Raw genomic sequence first — 14,581 nt, 5'->3', positions numbered from 1 at the left:
CTGTCAACTGCGATTGCCGCGTTATCGATAGGTCACTGAAACGCCGTTTCGAAGAAACTGCGCAGCTTGCGTGAATGCAGCGCTTCCGGTGGCATCGCCGCCAGCTTCTGGATGGCGCGGATGCCGATCTGCAGATGCTGGTTCACCTGCGTGCGGTAGAAGGCGGTCGCCATACCTGGCAGTTTCAGCTCACCGTGCAGCGGCTTGTCGGAGACGCAGAGCAGCGTGCCGTAGGGAACGCGGAAACGGAAACCGTTGGCGGCGATCGTTGCCGATTCCATGTCCAGCGCCACGGCGCGGGCCTGCGACAGGCGTTTCACCGGCCCTGCCTGATCGCGCAGTTCCCAGTTGCGGTTGTCGATCGTGCCGACCGTGCCCGTGCGCATGATGCGCTTCAGCTCGAAGCCTTCGTAGCCGGTGATTTCGGCAACGGCTGCTTCCAGCGCCACCTGCACTTCGGCCAGCGCCGGGATCGGCACCCACACCGGCAGGTCGTCGTCGAGAACGTGATCCTCGCGCATATAGGCATGCGCCAACACATAGTCGCCGAGCCGCTGGCTGTTGCGCAGGCCGGCGCAGTGGCCGAGCATCAGCCAAGCATGCGGACGGAGCACCGCGACATGGTCGGTGATCGTCTTGGCGTTGGACGGGCCGACGCCGATATTGATCATGGTGATGCCGGCATGGCCCTTCTTTTTCAGATGGTAGGCCGGCATCTGCGGCAACCGTGGCGCGGTCGTGGTGCCCTCCGGTTGGCTGGCGCCAGCCAGCGTGATGATATTGCCCGGCTCGACGAAGGCGGTGTAGCCGTCGCCGCCGCCCTTGGCCATCAGATCGCGCGCCCAGTGGCAGAATTCGTCGATATAGAACTGATAGTTCGTAAAGAGCACGAAGTTCTGGAAATGGGTCGCGCTGGTCGCGGTGTAGTGGGCGAGGCGGGCGAGCGAATAGTCGATGCGTTGCGCGGTAAACGGCGCAAGGGGTGAGGGTTCGCCGGGTGGCGGAATATATTCGCCATTGGCGATCTCGTCGTCGGTGGTGTTCAGGTCCGGCGTATCGAAGATATCGCGCAGCGGAATATCGTCGAAAGCGGCGGCCGAGGCTTCGACGTGCGCGCCTTCGCCGAAGGCGAAATGCAGCGGGATCGGCGTCGTCGATTCCGACACCACGACCGGCACATTATGGCTGCGCATCAACAGGGCCAGTTGTTCTTTCAGATAGTGGCGGAATAGCTGCGGACGGGTGATGGTGGTCGTGTAGACGCCGGGTGCGGTGACATGGCCATAGGAAAGACGCGAGTCGACATGGCCGAAGCTTGTCGTCTCGATGCTGACCTGTGGATAGAAGGCGCGGTAGCGCGCCGTGATCGGCGCACCCTTGGCCAGCTTGGTGAAGCTGTCGATCAGGAACGCAGTGTTGCGCTCGTAAAGCTCGGTCAGAGCATCGACGGCCTTGGCTGGATCGTCGAAGCTCTGTGGCTGAAACGGGCTGGGTGAAGAAATATCGAGGGGTGAAAAAGGAGAGATTCGGTTGCTCATGCGCTATTATAGAGAGTCGTTTTTAACAAGCAAACGACGTTGCAACGCGCGATCTCCGATTTTCGCAGCTATTTTTAATGCCGCTTCGGCGTCCGATTCTCGAAATCGGTGACTTGCTCTATTGTACCGTCGTGCAATAGGGGCTGCCTGTCTGCAGGCAAGTGAAGCTTGCGCCGAAATGCGATTGCGCACCGCTGCGGCCGGTATGCTCCACCGCCACCGAAAATGTAATCGCAAAGATGGCGGCAAACAGCATGATGATGCCGAAACGCCGCGCCATGATGATCGTGTTCATTGTCCTGGCCTACCCGTGCCCTATCCTGGACACTGTTTTGCCATAGTCAGGCTGAACAGGTGCTGAGACACTGGTTCATCCAGTGTTCAGAAATATTAGCAGGTGCATAACCTTGAACTAAAGGTCTTTCCTGAGCGAAGCACGTATTGATCGGCCCCGCCTTCGCTCGGGCGAAGTATTCTCTAAAGCCTCGTCCAGGTTTGCGACTTGCAGAAGATCTTGAGCACGCAGCCCTGCATCTTCACGGTTTTACCGCTGACAGTGCCGGAGCCGCTATAGGTTTTGTTGTCCTCGGGATCTGTAAGTTCGCCCGTGTAGGTTCCGTCCTTGCCCTGCATCTTGCCGATCTGGCGGCCGGCATATTTGCCGGTCTTCAGCGTTACGCAGTAGCTGTCGGCGCAGGGTGTGATGGCGGCGGTATCACCCTCCTTGGTCTTCCAGTTGCCGACGATCGGCTCGTCGGCCAAGGCCACGCCTGCGCTGAAGAGCAGTGCTGCGGTAAGAATGGTGGCGCGGATCATAGTCTTTCCTCCCCGAATGTCCTTCGGCCCCAGCCCGGACGTGGTGACGTTATCCAATACGAACGCAAAGGCAAATACACTTTCCGGCGCGATTTTCGCCGCAGATCAGCCGCCCTGTCACATCGAAAAAATAACGCACCTTGTTTCAGCGGCTGTTTTCGTGGTGAACGAAGGGTTTAGATCCAAATCTTAACGAGGTGTAAAGCTCGCCCAAAAATCCTTAATTTGCAAGGGAAGCGATGTTTAACAAAATCCCAAGTTTACCAAGCATTTGTACTTTGTTTGCATCGAATTAAGCATGCATTTTAGCCGTTTTTTGAAAGCCGTCTGCGATAGTGAAGCCATCAAACGAGCGGGGCAAACCCGCCGACCGGAAGGATCATCAAGCCGCGATAGACGGCAAGGTCCGGAAGGAAAAACAGGGTCGATAACGAATAAACTGAAACAGGGATTGAACCGATGGCACGCTTCGAAATACCGACATCCGAAATGGCCATGATGGGTGGCAACAGCGCTGAGGCCCTTTGCGAGCTGGGCATAATCTATGCGACCGGCAGGGGCTGCCAGGCAGACCTCGTTGCCGCCCATAAATGGTTGAACATCGCCGCCATCAAGGGCAGCGACCGCGCCGCCGAGCTCCGCGCCGACGTCGCAGCCACGTTGACCAAGATGCAGCTCGCCGCAGCGCTCCGCGCCGCCCGCGAGTGGATGACCACGCACTGAAGCGCGCCACAAAGAATACGACAATAGCCTCGAAAGAGGGGACCGGCAGCGGGCGGAGAGGCGCGCTGCCACAATCAGGAAAACCGCGACCGGCAGGAAACAAGGCCGGCGCGGTTTTTTGATATTTTCGGTGTCAGCCGATCGCCTTCAACACCTTCGGCAGTGCTTCGGCCAGAAGGTCGAGATCGTGCTTCGGGCCGACGCTGATACGAATGCAGCGATTGAGCGGCGCCACGCCGGGCATGCGGATGAAGACGCCATGCTGGATCAGCCCATCGACGATGGCGCGCGCATAGGCACCGTCGCGGCCGCAATCGACAGCAACGAAATTGGTGGCAGAGGAAAGCGGCGAAAGCCCGTTGTTGCGGGCGATCACGCCGATATGTTCCCGCGCGGCGTGGATTTTGCCGACGACTTCGGCGAGATAGGCCTGATCCTTCAGCGCCGCGAGCGCGGCTGCGGTCGCCAGCCGGTTCATGCCGAAGTGATTGCGGATCTTGTCGAAAGCCAACACTGTCTCCGGCACGCCAATGGCATAGCCGACACGCGCGCCCGCAAGGCCATAAGCCTTAGAGAAGGTGCGGGTGCGCAGCACATTCGGCAGATCGATCAGCGCGGAAATATCGGGCAAGGAGCCGGCGGGGCCGGTTTCGCTATAGGCCTCGTCGAGGATGAACAGGCAGCTTTCCGGCAAGGCGCGAGCAAAGTCGACGATCTTGTCGGCGTCCCACCAGCTTCCCATCGGATTGTCGGGGTTGGCGAAATAGACGAGCGGCGCGTTTTCGCGCTTCACCGCCTCCAGCAGCCCATCGAGATCCTCGCGATCGTTGACATAGGGCACCGTTACCAGCCGGCCGCCGAAACCGGCGACATGGAAATTGAAGGTCGGATAGCCACCGAGCGACGTGACGACGGGTGCTCCCGGCTCGACCACCATGCGCACGATGAGACCGAGCAGGCTGTCGATGCCTTCGCCGACGGCAATATTCGCGGACGTAACGCCGAGATGGGCGGCGAGCGCTGCCTTCAATGCGAAATTTTCCGGATCGTTGTATTTCCAGATATCGCCTGCCTGCTCGCGCATGGTCTCGATGACGGAAGGGGCAGGGCCGAAGCCGTTTTCATTGGCGCCGATACGCGCCTGGACGGTCAGGCCGCGCTGACGTTCCAATGCTTCCGGGCCAACGAAGGGCACGGTGGAGGGGAGGGCGCTGATCAGCGGGGTGAAGCGCGAAAAGGCGGACATTCTGGCTTATCTTCCCGAATTCTGTTGCAAGGCGCAGCACAATAGGCGCTTGGCGAGCCGTTGCAAGGGCGGAAAAGCCTGGTGCCGACGGCTATTGCCGCTGGCGTTGGCCTCGGGCAGCGAGTGCCTCCGTGTTGCCGATCATGAAATCGGCGCGCACGACGCGTCTCAATGTTTCCGGTTCGATCAGGTTGATGAAGCGAACGTTGACCCGATTGTCTATCCGGCTGATTTCGGCGCAACCGATGCGATAGGCAAGGCCAAGGATGTTCAGATAATAATGTCTTGGCAGGCCTACGGTCGTGCCGACGATGAAACTGGCGCCGCCCTGCGAGATGTCGATGATCTCGGCGCTGCGCACCGAAATGCCTGTCAGGCATGGGCGCACGGCAATGATACGCGCCGGGCGTTGAACGAAGAACCGTTCCCACCTGTGCTCGTAGACTTCGGATTTGACTTTCGCCAGATGCGTTGCGCGAAGCATTGTCATTCCCCGTTGGAGGCTACCGAATTCATCTCGGTTTATAGCATGAACCTTGCACGGAGATTTTGCGTAAGCGTCAACAGGGCCAATCGAATTTTAACGAATCGGCGGTTTTTCAGCCGGTTGGGCGATATCGCATCCTCCACAGGCAGTTTTTGAACCCTTCGCGTTACGAGACGTTCTTTTTTTATCGACGGTTTTTTGGCCGTATCACAAACCGCAAGGACAGGAACGATGGTCGATATCAAAATTTCCCGAGGAACGTGGGTTGTCGTTTGCGACGGTGCCAAGGCGCTGATCCTGAAGAGTTCGAATGGCGGCCCCCATCCAGATTTGAAAACCTGCGAAACCATGGAGCAGCCGCATGAACCGGATCGGGAACTCGGCGCGGACAAACCAGGACGCACGCACCAGGCCGACGGGTTTGCAGGCAGCGCCGTGGAAGAAACGGAATGGCACGAGCAGGCGGCGGCGGAATTTTTGAAAAATGTCGCGGCAAAGGTCGATGCGCTCGTGCAGCAGAAAGGTATCAACCGCCTCATCCTCGTGGCGCCCCCGCGCGCACTCGGCGTCCTGAGGCCCCATCTCGGGGCGCATTCGCAGGCGGTTATCGTGGCAGAAGTCGGCAAGGACCTGACGAATTTTCCCGTCGATCAGATCGAGCGTCATCTTGTCGCCTGAGAAGTTGGAAAGGGGCGAAATATCGCCCTGTTTCGGTGAATGCGCCTGCATAGCCTCATCTTGACAGCGGCATTAGCTTCGATCATACGGAAAATCCGGTTCGAGGCACCGGCCGCTCGCGGATGAAAATCCATGGTGAAGCCTCGCGAATTTGGTCACAGCCATCTGGCGCATGCTGACTGGCGGTAATGCGAGCTCCGATCTGCAGTCGTAAATGCATGCCTTTTAAGAGGCTGACTCCGTGACGACGATCTATCCGTCCATCGATGAATTGAAAGCGCAGGCCAAACGTTTACGCCAAGCCATGGCCGAGCGCGGTGGCGACGTGGCCCATAGCGCGGCCCTTGAATTGGTCGCCAAGCAATACGGGCTGCGTGACTGGAACACGCTTTCGGCGCTTGCCGCAAAACCGAATACGCCGCCGAGCGCACCGGTTGCCGTCGGGACCGCAGTTCGCGGCCGCTACTTGAACCAGCCCTTCACCGGCAAGGTCCTGACGCTCTCGGAGCAGTCCGGCGGGCTTTACAGGATCACCATCCATTTCGACGCTCCGGTGGATGTCGTGACCTTCGAGAGCTTCTCGGCCTTCCGCCAGCGCATCAACGCCCAGATCGACGTCAACGGCATTTCGCCGCGCAAGACCTCCGACGGCGTGCCGCATCTGGTTTTGGACATCTAGTATTCACCCCTTCATCATTCGATCGCGGCCGGCATTTGTCGACGCGCGATGCTGCCTGGATTTTTTCCATGACGAATCATTCCGAACGCAACATGTTCCTGAGCGGCTGGCTGCCGGGCGTCTTTGCCCGCACGGCTGCGCCGATCATCATGATCACGACCGTCAACGGCCTGTTTGCCGTCGTCGATGCTTATTTCCTCGGTGCCTATGTGGGTGCCGATGCCCTTTCGGCGGTCAGCCTCATTTTTCCGGCACTGATGCTGCTGATCGCGCTACAATCGCTGGTCTCCAACGGCATGGCGAGCATCCTGGCGCGCCGCCTGGGGGCGGGAGATCGGGCAGGGGCGAGGCGGGTTTTCAGCGCCGCCCATGGCCTGGCCTTGGCTGTGGCGATCCTAGTCAACGTACTCTATTGGACGGTCGGGCGGCAGATCATCGTGACGGCTGCGGCTGATAATGCCACTATCGCGGCCAATGCCGGCGCTTTCATGGGCATCATGGTCGGCTTTGCTCCGGTGAGCTTCCTATTGTCGGTGCATCTCGACGCTCTGCGTTGTGAAGGCAAGATTGGCTTCATGACGCTGGTGACGTTTGCCTCGACCCTGCTCAATATCCTCGCCAACTGGCTGCTGATGGCGATACTGCATTGGGGCGTCATCGGCTCAGCCGCAGGGTCGATCGCGGCGCAATTCATATGCCTGGCGATCATCCTGCTCTACCGCTGGCGGCAGCCAGGCGCACTGAGGCCCTCGATATCGTTTCCGGTTGCCGAATGGCGCGGGATCATAGCCTTCGGCGCGCCGATGAGCCTCGGTTTCATCGGCATATCCCTGAGTTCCGCAGCAATCCTCTTCAATCTGGCGATCTGGCACCAGGGGGATTATGTCGCGACGGTCGGGGCATACGGAATCATCACCCGCGTGATGACCTTCGCCTATCTGCCGCTCCTCGGCCTCAGCATCGCCCTGCAGAGCATATCCGGTCACAACCACGGCGCCGCGCTTCCCGCCCGCGTCGGCCGGAGCCTGCAGATCGCGATGGTGTCGGCGCTGATTTATTGCAGCGCGGTGGAATTGGCCGTCGAAATGCTGGCGGGCAGGCTTGGTGGCGTCTTTGTCGGCGATGCCGTCATCGTTGCGGAGGTGGGACGGATTTTGCCCTGGACGGTCGGCGCCTATTTCCTCTTCGGGCAGATGATCGTGCTGTCGTCCTATTTCCAGTCGATCGGCGACGCGAAGCGAGCGGCGATCTTCGGCCTGGCGCGACCCTATCTCTTTACGCTGCCCCTGACATTCCTGCTGCCTTTCGCCTTCGGCGAAACCGGAATCTGGATGGTGCCGGTCTTCGCCGAAACGGGAATGCTTCTGCTTACGTGGTTGGTACTGTCGCGCAACGCCAGGGACCGCGGCTGGCGATACGGTCTGCTGCCGGTATGAGCAAAAGGCCGCGTCCTTGAGGCGCAGCCTTTAGCGGCATTCAGGCCTTGAGGAGCCACTCATGTTCCGGCGCGTTGTGGAACTTCCAGACGCGTTTCGGGCCGGCCATGACGTTGAGATAATAAAGGTCGTAGCCATGGCAGGCCGCGCATGGGTGATATCCCTTGGGCACAAGCGTCACATCGCCGTCCTCCAGCGCCATGACCTCGTCCAGTGAACGATCGTCGGTATAAACCCGCTGGAAGCCGAACCCCTGAGGCGGGTTCAGGCGGTGATAATAGGTCTCCTCGAGGAAGCTTTCGTTCGGCAGATTGTCCTGATCATGCTTGTGCGGCGGATAGGAGGAGGTGTGACCGCCCGGCGTAATGACTTCGACCACGAGCAGCGAATGCGCCGCGCCGTCATCCTCCGGCATGATGTTGTTGACATAGCGGACATTGGTGCCCTTGCCGCGCGTTACAGCCGGATGCGTGCCGGGCGGAATGGCGCGGGCTTCATACGAGCCACCGCCAGGAGCGGAGCAGACGGCCAGTTCGAGGTCGGTCTCGGCGACGACGGACCAGTTGGAGCCGGCCGGGATATAAAGCGCATGCGGCGCGCCTTCGAAGGGACTCATGCGTCCGCCAAGCGAGCCGAAATCCTTCGCGCCAGCCTTGGCGCTCGCCTTGCCGCTGACCCAGACCAGGCAGACCTCGCGATTGCCCGTCTCGGCGGAGGCGGTCTCGCCGGGTTTCAGCCGGTAAAGGTCGAAGCCGACATACGTCCAGCCGGCGCTTTCGGGCGTGACATGGCTGACACGACCATGGGAGCCATCAGGTTTGACCTTGAGATTTGGCATGGGTGTTCGTCCTCTATTGCTTGGGAGCCTCCTCGCCAACCCCTGGATAGCGGGCGAGGAGGGGCGCTCGTCTTTACCCCTTGGGAAAGCCTTCGGTTTCCACCGTATAGCCCGCCGCTGTCATGACGCGCATCAGCTCGGCATGACCGATCTCGGCCATCTTCTGCGGCGGCGCCTTGCGCGGGTCCTGTTCGGCCTCGACCACGAACCAGCCTTCATAGCCGTAATCGGCCAGACGCTGGACGATGGCGCCGAAATCAAGCGAGCCGTCGCCCGGCACCGTGAACGCACCGAGCGCCACTGCGTCGAGGAAGGATTGGCGGCTGCGATCCAGACCATCCACAACGGGCTTGCGGATATCCTTGACGTGAACGTGGTTGATGCGGGCGTGGTGGTTGTCGATGGCACGCAGAACGTCGCCGCCGGCAAAGGCTAGGTGACCGGCATCGAGCAGAAGCGGAATGCCTGCGCCGGAATTGCGCATGAAGGCGTCGAGTTCCGGTTCGGTTTCGACGACTGCGGCCATGTGATGATGGTAGGAGAGCGGCATGCCCTGCTCGGCGCACCATTCGCCGAATTCGGTGACGCGGCGGGCATAGGCCTTCATCTCGTCATCGGAAAGGCGCGGCTTGGTGGCGAGCGGCTTGGAGCGGTCGCCCTGTATGGAACGGCCGACTTCGCCATAGACGATGCAGGGCGCATTGACGGCCTTGAACAGCGCGATCATCGGCGCGATGCGGTCCTTGTTGGCGGCCAGCTCCTCATTGACAAGCGTGCCGGAGAACCAGCCGCCGCAGAGCGTCACGTCGGCGGCGCGCAGGATGGGCAGCATTTCATCCGGATTGCTGGGGAAGCGCCGGCCCTGTTCCATGCCGGTGAAGCCCGCACTGCGCGATTGCCGCAGGCATTCCTCAAGGGATACGTCGTCGCTGAGCTCAGGAAGATCGTCGTTCCACCAGGCGATGGGCGACATGCCGAGTTTGGCCTTCATCAATGGTCTCCTTGAAAATAATGCCGGAGGAGCTGAAACGCTCCTCCAGAAATAGGACGTAAAGCGATCAGCCGATACGCTGGGAGGCGCGAGCTTGCTCGTAGGCGGCGCGGGCCTTGTTGACCTCGGCGCGCGGGCTGACCTCGGGAACGGCGACATCCCACCAGTGGCCGCCTTCGTCTGTGGTGATCAGCGGGTCGGTGTCGATGACGATGACCGAGGTGCGGTCGTTCTTTTTCGATGCTTCGAGCGCCTGTTCCAGCTCGGCGATGGAAGCGACCTTGACCGCAACGGCCCCCATGCTCTCGGCATGCGCCCGGAAATCGATCTCCGGCATGATCTCGTGGCGCGAGTCCTTGAGCAGATTGTTGAAGTTGGCACCACCCGTCGCCATCTGCAGCCGGTTGATGCAGCCGTAGCCCCTGTTGTCGAGAAGGACGATCGTGAGTTTCAGGCCGAGCATGACCGAGGTCGCCAGCTCCGAATTCAGCATCATGTAGGAGCCGTCGCCGACCATGACGATGACTTCCTTGTCCGGCCGCGCCATCTTCGCGCCAAGGCCGCCGGCGATCTCATAGCCCATGCAGGAGAAGCCGTATTCCATATGGTAGCTGCCGGGCGCGGTCGCCGGCCAGAGCTTGTGCAATTCGCCGGGCAGGCCGCCGGCCGCGCACAGGAGGATGCTTTTCTCGTCGCCGATCGTGCGAGTGACGGCGCCGATCACCTGGGCGTCGGAGGGCAGGGCGCTATTCGTCGTCGCCATGGCCTTGGCGGCAGCCTCGATCCAGATCTTCTTTTCCTGTGTAGCCTTCTCGACAAGCACTGCCGGAGCTTTCCAGCCGGAAAGGCCGGCGGACAGGGCCTTTAGTCCTTCGCGCGCATCCGTCACCAAGGGGTGGCCATTGTGCTTGAACGCATCATAGGCCGCGATGTTGAGGCCGATCATCGTCAGTTTTTCGTTCTTGAAGAGCGCCCAGGAACCGGTGGTGAAATCCTGGCAGCGGGTGCCCACAGCGATCACCAAATCGGTTTCCTCGGCAATCGCGTTGGCGGCCGATGTGCCGGTAACGCCGACCGAGCCAAGCGCCAACGGATGCGTCTCATCGATCGCCGATTTACCCGCCTGTGTCACGACGACCGGAATGCCGTGCGCTTCCGCGAAAGCGGCAAGCTCCTTCGTTGCCTGTGAATAGAGCACGCCGCCGCCGGCGACGATCACGGGCTTTTCGGATGTGCGGATCAGCGCGATGGCGTTTGCCAGTTCGTCCGCATCCGGCTGTGGGCGGCGCTGCGTCCAAACGTGTTCCTCGAAGAAGCTCTCCGGATAGTCGAAGGCTTCAGCCTGCACGTCCTGGCAAAGCGACAATGTCACCGGACCGCAATCGAGCGGGTCGGTCAGCACCTGCATGGCGCGCTTCAGCGCCGTGATGATCTGCTCGGGCCGGGTGATGCGGTCGAAATAGCGCGAAACCGGACGGAAGGCATCGTTGGCTGACACCGTGCCATCGCCAAAATCCTCGATCTGCTGCAGCACCGGATCGGGGGCGCGGTTGGCGAAGACATCGCCGGGGAGGAACAGCACGGGGATGCGGTTGACATGCGCGACGCCGGCGGCAGTCACCATATTCAGGGCGCCGGGACCGATCGACGTCGTGCAGGCCATGAAGCGCTGACGGAAACCGGCCTTCGCATAGGCGATGGCGGCATGCGCCATGCCCTGTTCATTGTGGGCACGGAAAGTCGGCAACTCGTCGCGCACCTGATAGAGCGCTTCCCCCATGCCAGCGACGTTGCCATGGCCGAAGATCGCCCAGACGCCGCCGAAGATCGGCTGCTTCTGGCCGTCGATTACCGTCATCTGCTTTTTGAGGAAATGCGCGACAGCCTGTGCCATCGTCAATCGGATCGTCTTGCCCATGGGGCGCCTCCCAAATGCATTTTAGTCCATTGTTTGCGCATCGCTTTCCCCGAAACTTTTCGGAGCAATGCGCCTTCTATTCCAGGCCGCGGGTTTTCAGCCACGCCTGGGTCAATTGTTGGAAGCGGCCAGCCATGTCGGCGATCGCTTCCTCGTCGTTCATGCCGCCCGACATCCAGGCGCGCGCCGCATCGGAAAAGATCGTCCGTCCGACGGCAAAACCCTTGACCGAGGGCGCGGCCAGCGTCGCCTCGAAGCTGCGGATCAATTCTTCTGCCGGCGCTTCCAGGCCAAGCAGCACGATACCCCTGCACAATGGATCATTTTTGGCGATCACGGCATCGATTTTTTTCCAGGCCGCGGTCGATTCCTGCGGTTCCAGCTTCCACCAGTCCGGCTTGATGCCGAGCGCATAGAGCTCTTCCATCGCCGTTGGGATCGTATCGTCAGTCAGCGGCCCGTTCTTGCCGGCAATGATCTCGACCAACAGCTCGCGGCCGACCTTACGCGCTGCTTCGAACAGGGTGCGTAGCTTCTCCTGCTGCTCCGCCTTCAACTCCGCGGGATCGTCGGGATGATAGAAGCAGAGGCATTTGATGCAATGATTGAGGGGCCATTCGGTGAGCTGCGAACCGATATCCTGGCTGAACTCGAATTTCAGCGGCTTCGAGCCCGGCAATTCAACGGGACGACCGATCCAGGAGAAATTCTTCGCGGCGGCGTCGAAGAAGGCATCGCGGCCGAAGCGCTCGTCGATGAGCATGCCATAGCCGGACCGACCGCCCGAAACGCGCGCCGCCGCCTCGACCGCAAGCCGCTTGAAGGCAACGATCCTGTCATGGCCGATGCCCAGCTCGTCGGCGACGCTGACGAGTTGCGAGCGATGATCGATGGCAAGCGCCATCAGCAGTGGGATCTCGCCGCGTCGGGTCGTCGCCCAATGAAGATGGTTGATCGCCTCGTCCTTACGCAGGGCCCGGTGTTTGCTGCCCGTCTTCAGGAAGAAATCGAGCTCGGCCCAGGTCGGATATTCCGGCGAGCAGAGCAGGCGGGAGACCGCAAAGGCACCACAGGCATTGGCCCAGGTGGCGCAGGTCTTCAGCGGTTCGTCGCGCAGGAAGCCGCGCAAGAATCCGGACATGAAGGCATCGCCGGCGCCGAGAACGTTGAACACCTCGATCGGAAAGCCCTGGCCGACAATGCCGTCTTCGAGGTCATCCGAGATAGGGCCATCATAAACGATGCAGCCCATGGCGCCGCGCTTCAGCACGATGGTTGCCGAGGAAAGGCGGCGGATTTCCTTGAGAGCGCCGAGCACATCATCTGCGCCCGAGGCAATCATGATCTCCTCTTCGGTCCCGATGATCAGGTCGCAATCCGGCAGCGTCTCTTTCATCTTCGACGACACGCGATCCGACTTCACATAACGTTCGAAGCCCTCGGCGTGGCCGGCGAGGCCCCAGAGATTCGGCCGGTAGTCGATGTCGAAGATCACCTTGCGGCCGTTCGCCTTGGCGATGCGAATCGCCTTGCGTTGCGCGGCCTCCGTGTTCGGCTTGGAAAAATGCGTGCCGGAGACGAGGACGGCGCGAGAGGATTGAATGAAATTCTCATCGATATCATCCTCGTCGAGCGCCATGTCGGCGCAGTCGGAACGATAAAAGATCATCGGCGACACGCCCTCGGCCTCGACCGCAAGCAACACCAGTGCCGTCAGCCGCTCCTTGTCGGTGGCGATCCCTTCTGTCGCGACGCCTTCGCGTGCCGTCTGTTCACGGATAAAGCGGCCCATCTGCTCGTCACCAACGCGGGTGATCAAGCCGGATTTCAAGCCAAGCCGAGCCGTGCCGATAGCGATATTGGCCGGGCAGCCGCCAACGGATTTCGCAAAAGATGCAATATCCTCAAGCCGCGAGCCGATCTGCTGCCCATAAAGATCGACGGAGGAGCGGCCGATGGTGATCACGTCGAGTGTCGGCTCCGGCTGGGCGCCAGGATTGTCGTGTGCCATAATGTCCTCCCGTCCAGGCATGATCCCGATAACTCTTCAGTTTTCTATGGGGTCACGCATTATTGAATGTGCCGGTCCGCCCGTCTTCGTTTTCGTCCGGGCTCTGGTCTATTTTGCGGCCATCTCCCGCAGCCGCGTCCATGGATGTAATGAAACATTGGTTCCGTAATTTTGTCAATTCGGAATGTTTATTCCATTTTGGTTTTGTGGAATTTTGCCACCGCCTCTTTCCTCCGCCGTTCGGCGATGGCGACAGGGAAGGCCATGATGAGCGCCATGGATGCCGACAGCGAGCGGAAGCCGGCAAAATCGGCCTCCGCCACCTCGAACCAGTGGGTGGCGCAGCCGGTAAGCGGTGAAAAGGCCGAATCGGTAATAGCGATGACCGGCACGTTGCGTGCGGCGAGGTCCTGCGCCTGGGCGAGGCTGTCGGCAGCGTAGGGAGAGAAGCTTGCGGCAATCGCCGCGTCCCTTTCCGTGGCAAAGCGGGCGAGCTCGCCGTCGATGCCGTTCGGCGAAGCGACGATCTGATGGCGGATGTTCAGTTTGGAAAAGGCGTAGGTCATATGCGCCGTCAGCGGATAGGAACGGCGCTTGGCGATAAGATAGATCGTCTCGGCAGCGGCGAGCACATCCACCGCCTTGGCAAACGTATCCGTCTCGATCGTGGCGGCAAGCTTGTTGACCGACTGGCTGGCGGCAGAGAGAAAGCCTGAGAGAATCCCGGCCTCTTCATCCTCGATGCCGGATTGTTCGAGTGTGATCAGCCGCTCTTCGTAGCTCAGCGTCCGGTCGCGCAGCCGCTCGCGGAAAATGCTCTGCAGGTCGGAGAAGCCGCCGTAACCGAGATGATGGGCAAGACGCACCAGCGTCGAAGGCTGGACATCCGCGGCAGTGGCAATGCTTGCCGTGGTGCCGAAGGCGATTTCATCGGGATTGCCGAGTGCGAAAGCCGCGACCTGCGCCAGACGTTTCGGCATGGAATTCTTACGCTCGATGATGATGCTGCGAAGGCTTTCAAAATCCCGCGGCACCTTGGTTCGCGTTTCGATTTCGTTGTCCATGCCTCACCCTTCTCGACGTCATACCCGTCAATGAAACAAATATTCCATATTTTGCACGATAACGGATTTTGGATAACTCGGCACGATTATTTTTAAGTGTATGAATTTACTTCAATAAATTCCATTCCTCTGATGAGGTGGCGCAATTGGTCGATG

Annotated in this window: 14 protein-coding genes; 4 read left to right on the top strand and 10 right to left on the bottom strand. The window is 60.4% G+C overall.

The window, feature by feature from the left end:
* Positions 1–32: 32 nt before the first annotated feature.
* The 3 genes from ACXHXG_RS01665 to ACXHXG_RS01655 form a co-directional block, all read right to left on the bottom strand.
* Positions 33–1,538: an AMP nucleosidase gene (locus tag ACXHXG_RS01665; RefSeq protein WP_104822484.1), complete on the bottom strand. Its 1,506-nt coding sequence runs from the start codon at positions 1,536–1,538 to the stop codon at positions 33–35.
* Positions 1,539–1,656: 118 nt separating this feature from the next.
* Positions 1,657–1,833 (bottom strand): hypothetical protein, encoded by a 177-nt coding sequence (locus tag ACXHXG_RS01660; protein WP_181316024.1) that lies wholly within the window; start codon positions 1,831–1,833, stop codon positions 1,657–1,659.
* Positions 1,834–2,015: 182 nt separating this feature from the next.
* Positions 2,016–2,354, bottom strand: coding sequence for a DUF2147 domain-containing protein (locus ACXHXG_RS01655; RefSeq protein WP_285168117.1), 339 nt, complete (start codon positions 2,352–2,354; stop codon positions 2,016–2,018).
* 459 nt (positions 2,355–2,813) lie between these two features.
* Between ACXHXG_RS01655 and ACXHXG_RS01650 the strand changes: the two genes are divergently transcribed.
* A complete protein-coding gene (locus ACXHXG_RS01650) occupies positions 2,814–3,077 on the top strand; it encodes an SEL1-like repeat protein (protein ID WP_104822486.1) in 264 nt (87 codons plus the stop codon).
* Between the two features lie 133 nt (positions 3,078–3,210).
* On the opposite strand, the gene ACXHXG_RS01645 is transcribed toward ACXHXG_RS01650, so the two are convergent.
* Both ACXHXG_RS01645 and ACXHXG_RS01640 read right to left on the bottom strand, forming a co-directional pair.
* Positions 3,211–4,323, bottom strand: a complete 1,113-nt coding sequence (locus ACXHXG_RS01645) for a pyridoxal phosphate-dependent aminotransferase (protein ID WP_457898314.1) — start codon at positions 4,321–4,323, stop codon at positions 3,211–3,213.
* Positions 4,324–4,414: 91 nt separating this feature from the next.
* Entirely contained in the window at positions 4,415–4,813 is a 399-nt protein-coding gene (locus tag ACXHXG_RS01640) for a pilus assembly protein PilZ (protein ID WP_104822488.1), read from the bottom strand.
* A 228-nt stretch (positions 4,814–5,041) separates the two neighbouring features.
* On the opposite strand from ACXHXG_RS01640, the gene ACXHXG_RS01635 reads away from it, so the two are divergent.
* From ACXHXG_RS01635 to ACXHXG_RS01625, 3 genes are all read left to right on the top strand, one after another.
* The gene (locus ACXHXG_RS01635) at positions 5,042–5,488 is read left to right on the top strand and encodes a baeRF12 domain-containing protein (protein WP_104822489.1); all 447 of its coding nucleotides are present in this window, start codon (positions 5,042–5,044) and stop codon (positions 5,486–5,488) included.
* A 241-nt stretch (positions 5,489–5,729) separates the two neighbouring features.
* Complete coding sequence (locus tag ACXHXG_RS01630; RefSeq protein ID WP_104822490.1) at positions 5,730–6,167, top strand: glyoxalase superfamily protein; 438 nt, start codon at positions 5,730–5,732, stop codon at positions 6,165–6,167.
* 68 nt (positions 6,168–6,235) lie between these two features.
* Positions 6,236–7,603, top strand: a complete 1,368-nt coding sequence (locus ACXHXG_RS01625) for an MATE family efflux transporter (protein ID WP_457898313.1) — start codon at positions 6,236–6,238, stop codon at positions 7,601–7,603.
* Positions 7,604–7,643: 40 nt separating this feature from the next.
* Here the strand turns inward: ACXHXG_RS01625 and iolB are convergent, their stop codons facing one another.
* From iolB to ACXHXG_RS01600, 5 genes are all read right to left on the bottom strand, one after another.
* Positions 7,644–8,441: a 5-deoxy-glucuronate isomerase gene (gene iolB, locus ACXHXG_RS01620; protein ID WP_104822492.1), complete on the bottom strand. Its 798-nt coding sequence runs from the start codon at positions 8,439–8,441 to the stop codon at positions 7,644–7,646.
* Positions 8,442–8,514: 73 nt separating this feature from the next.
* The gene (gene iolE / locus ACXHXG_RS01615) at positions 8,515–9,432 is read right to left on the bottom strand and encodes a myo-inosose-2 dehydratase (protein ID WP_283049707.1); all 918 of its coding nucleotides are present in this window, start codon (positions 9,430–9,432) and stop codon (positions 8,515–8,517) included.
* 67 nt (positions 9,433–9,499) lie between these two features.
* Positions 9,500–11,350 carry a 3D-(3,5/4)-trihydroxycyclohexane-1,2-dione acylhydrolase (decyclizing) gene (iolD, locus tag ACXHXG_RS01610; protein ID WP_457898312.1) on the bottom strand — a complete coding sequence of 617 codons (1,851 nt, stop codon included), beginning with the start codon at positions 11,348–11,350 and terminating at the stop codon, positions 9,500–9,502.
* Positions 11,351–11,426: 76 nt separating this feature from the next.
* Complete coding sequence (locus tag ACXHXG_RS01605) at positions 11,427–13,361, bottom strand: bifunctional 5-dehydro-2-deoxygluconokinase/5-dehydro-2-deoxyphosphogluconate aldolase (protein WP_285168121.1); 1,935 nt, start codon at positions 13,359–13,361, stop codon at positions 11,427–11,429.
* A 188-nt stretch (positions 13,362–13,549) separates the two neighbouring features.
* On the bottom strand, positions 13,550–14,425 hold the full coding sequence (locus ACXHXG_RS01600; protein WP_104822496.1) for a MurR/RpiR family transcriptional regulator: 876 nt from the start codon (positions 14,423–14,425) through the stop codon (positions 13,550–13,552).
* Positions 14,426–14,581 lie beyond the last annotated feature (156 nt).

It is taken from the genome of Rhizobium sp. LEGMi-198b, from assembly GCF_054114205.1.
The sequence above is the reverse complement of the archived record's forward strand: the minus strand, read 5'-3'. Positions and strand labels throughout refer to the sequence as shown.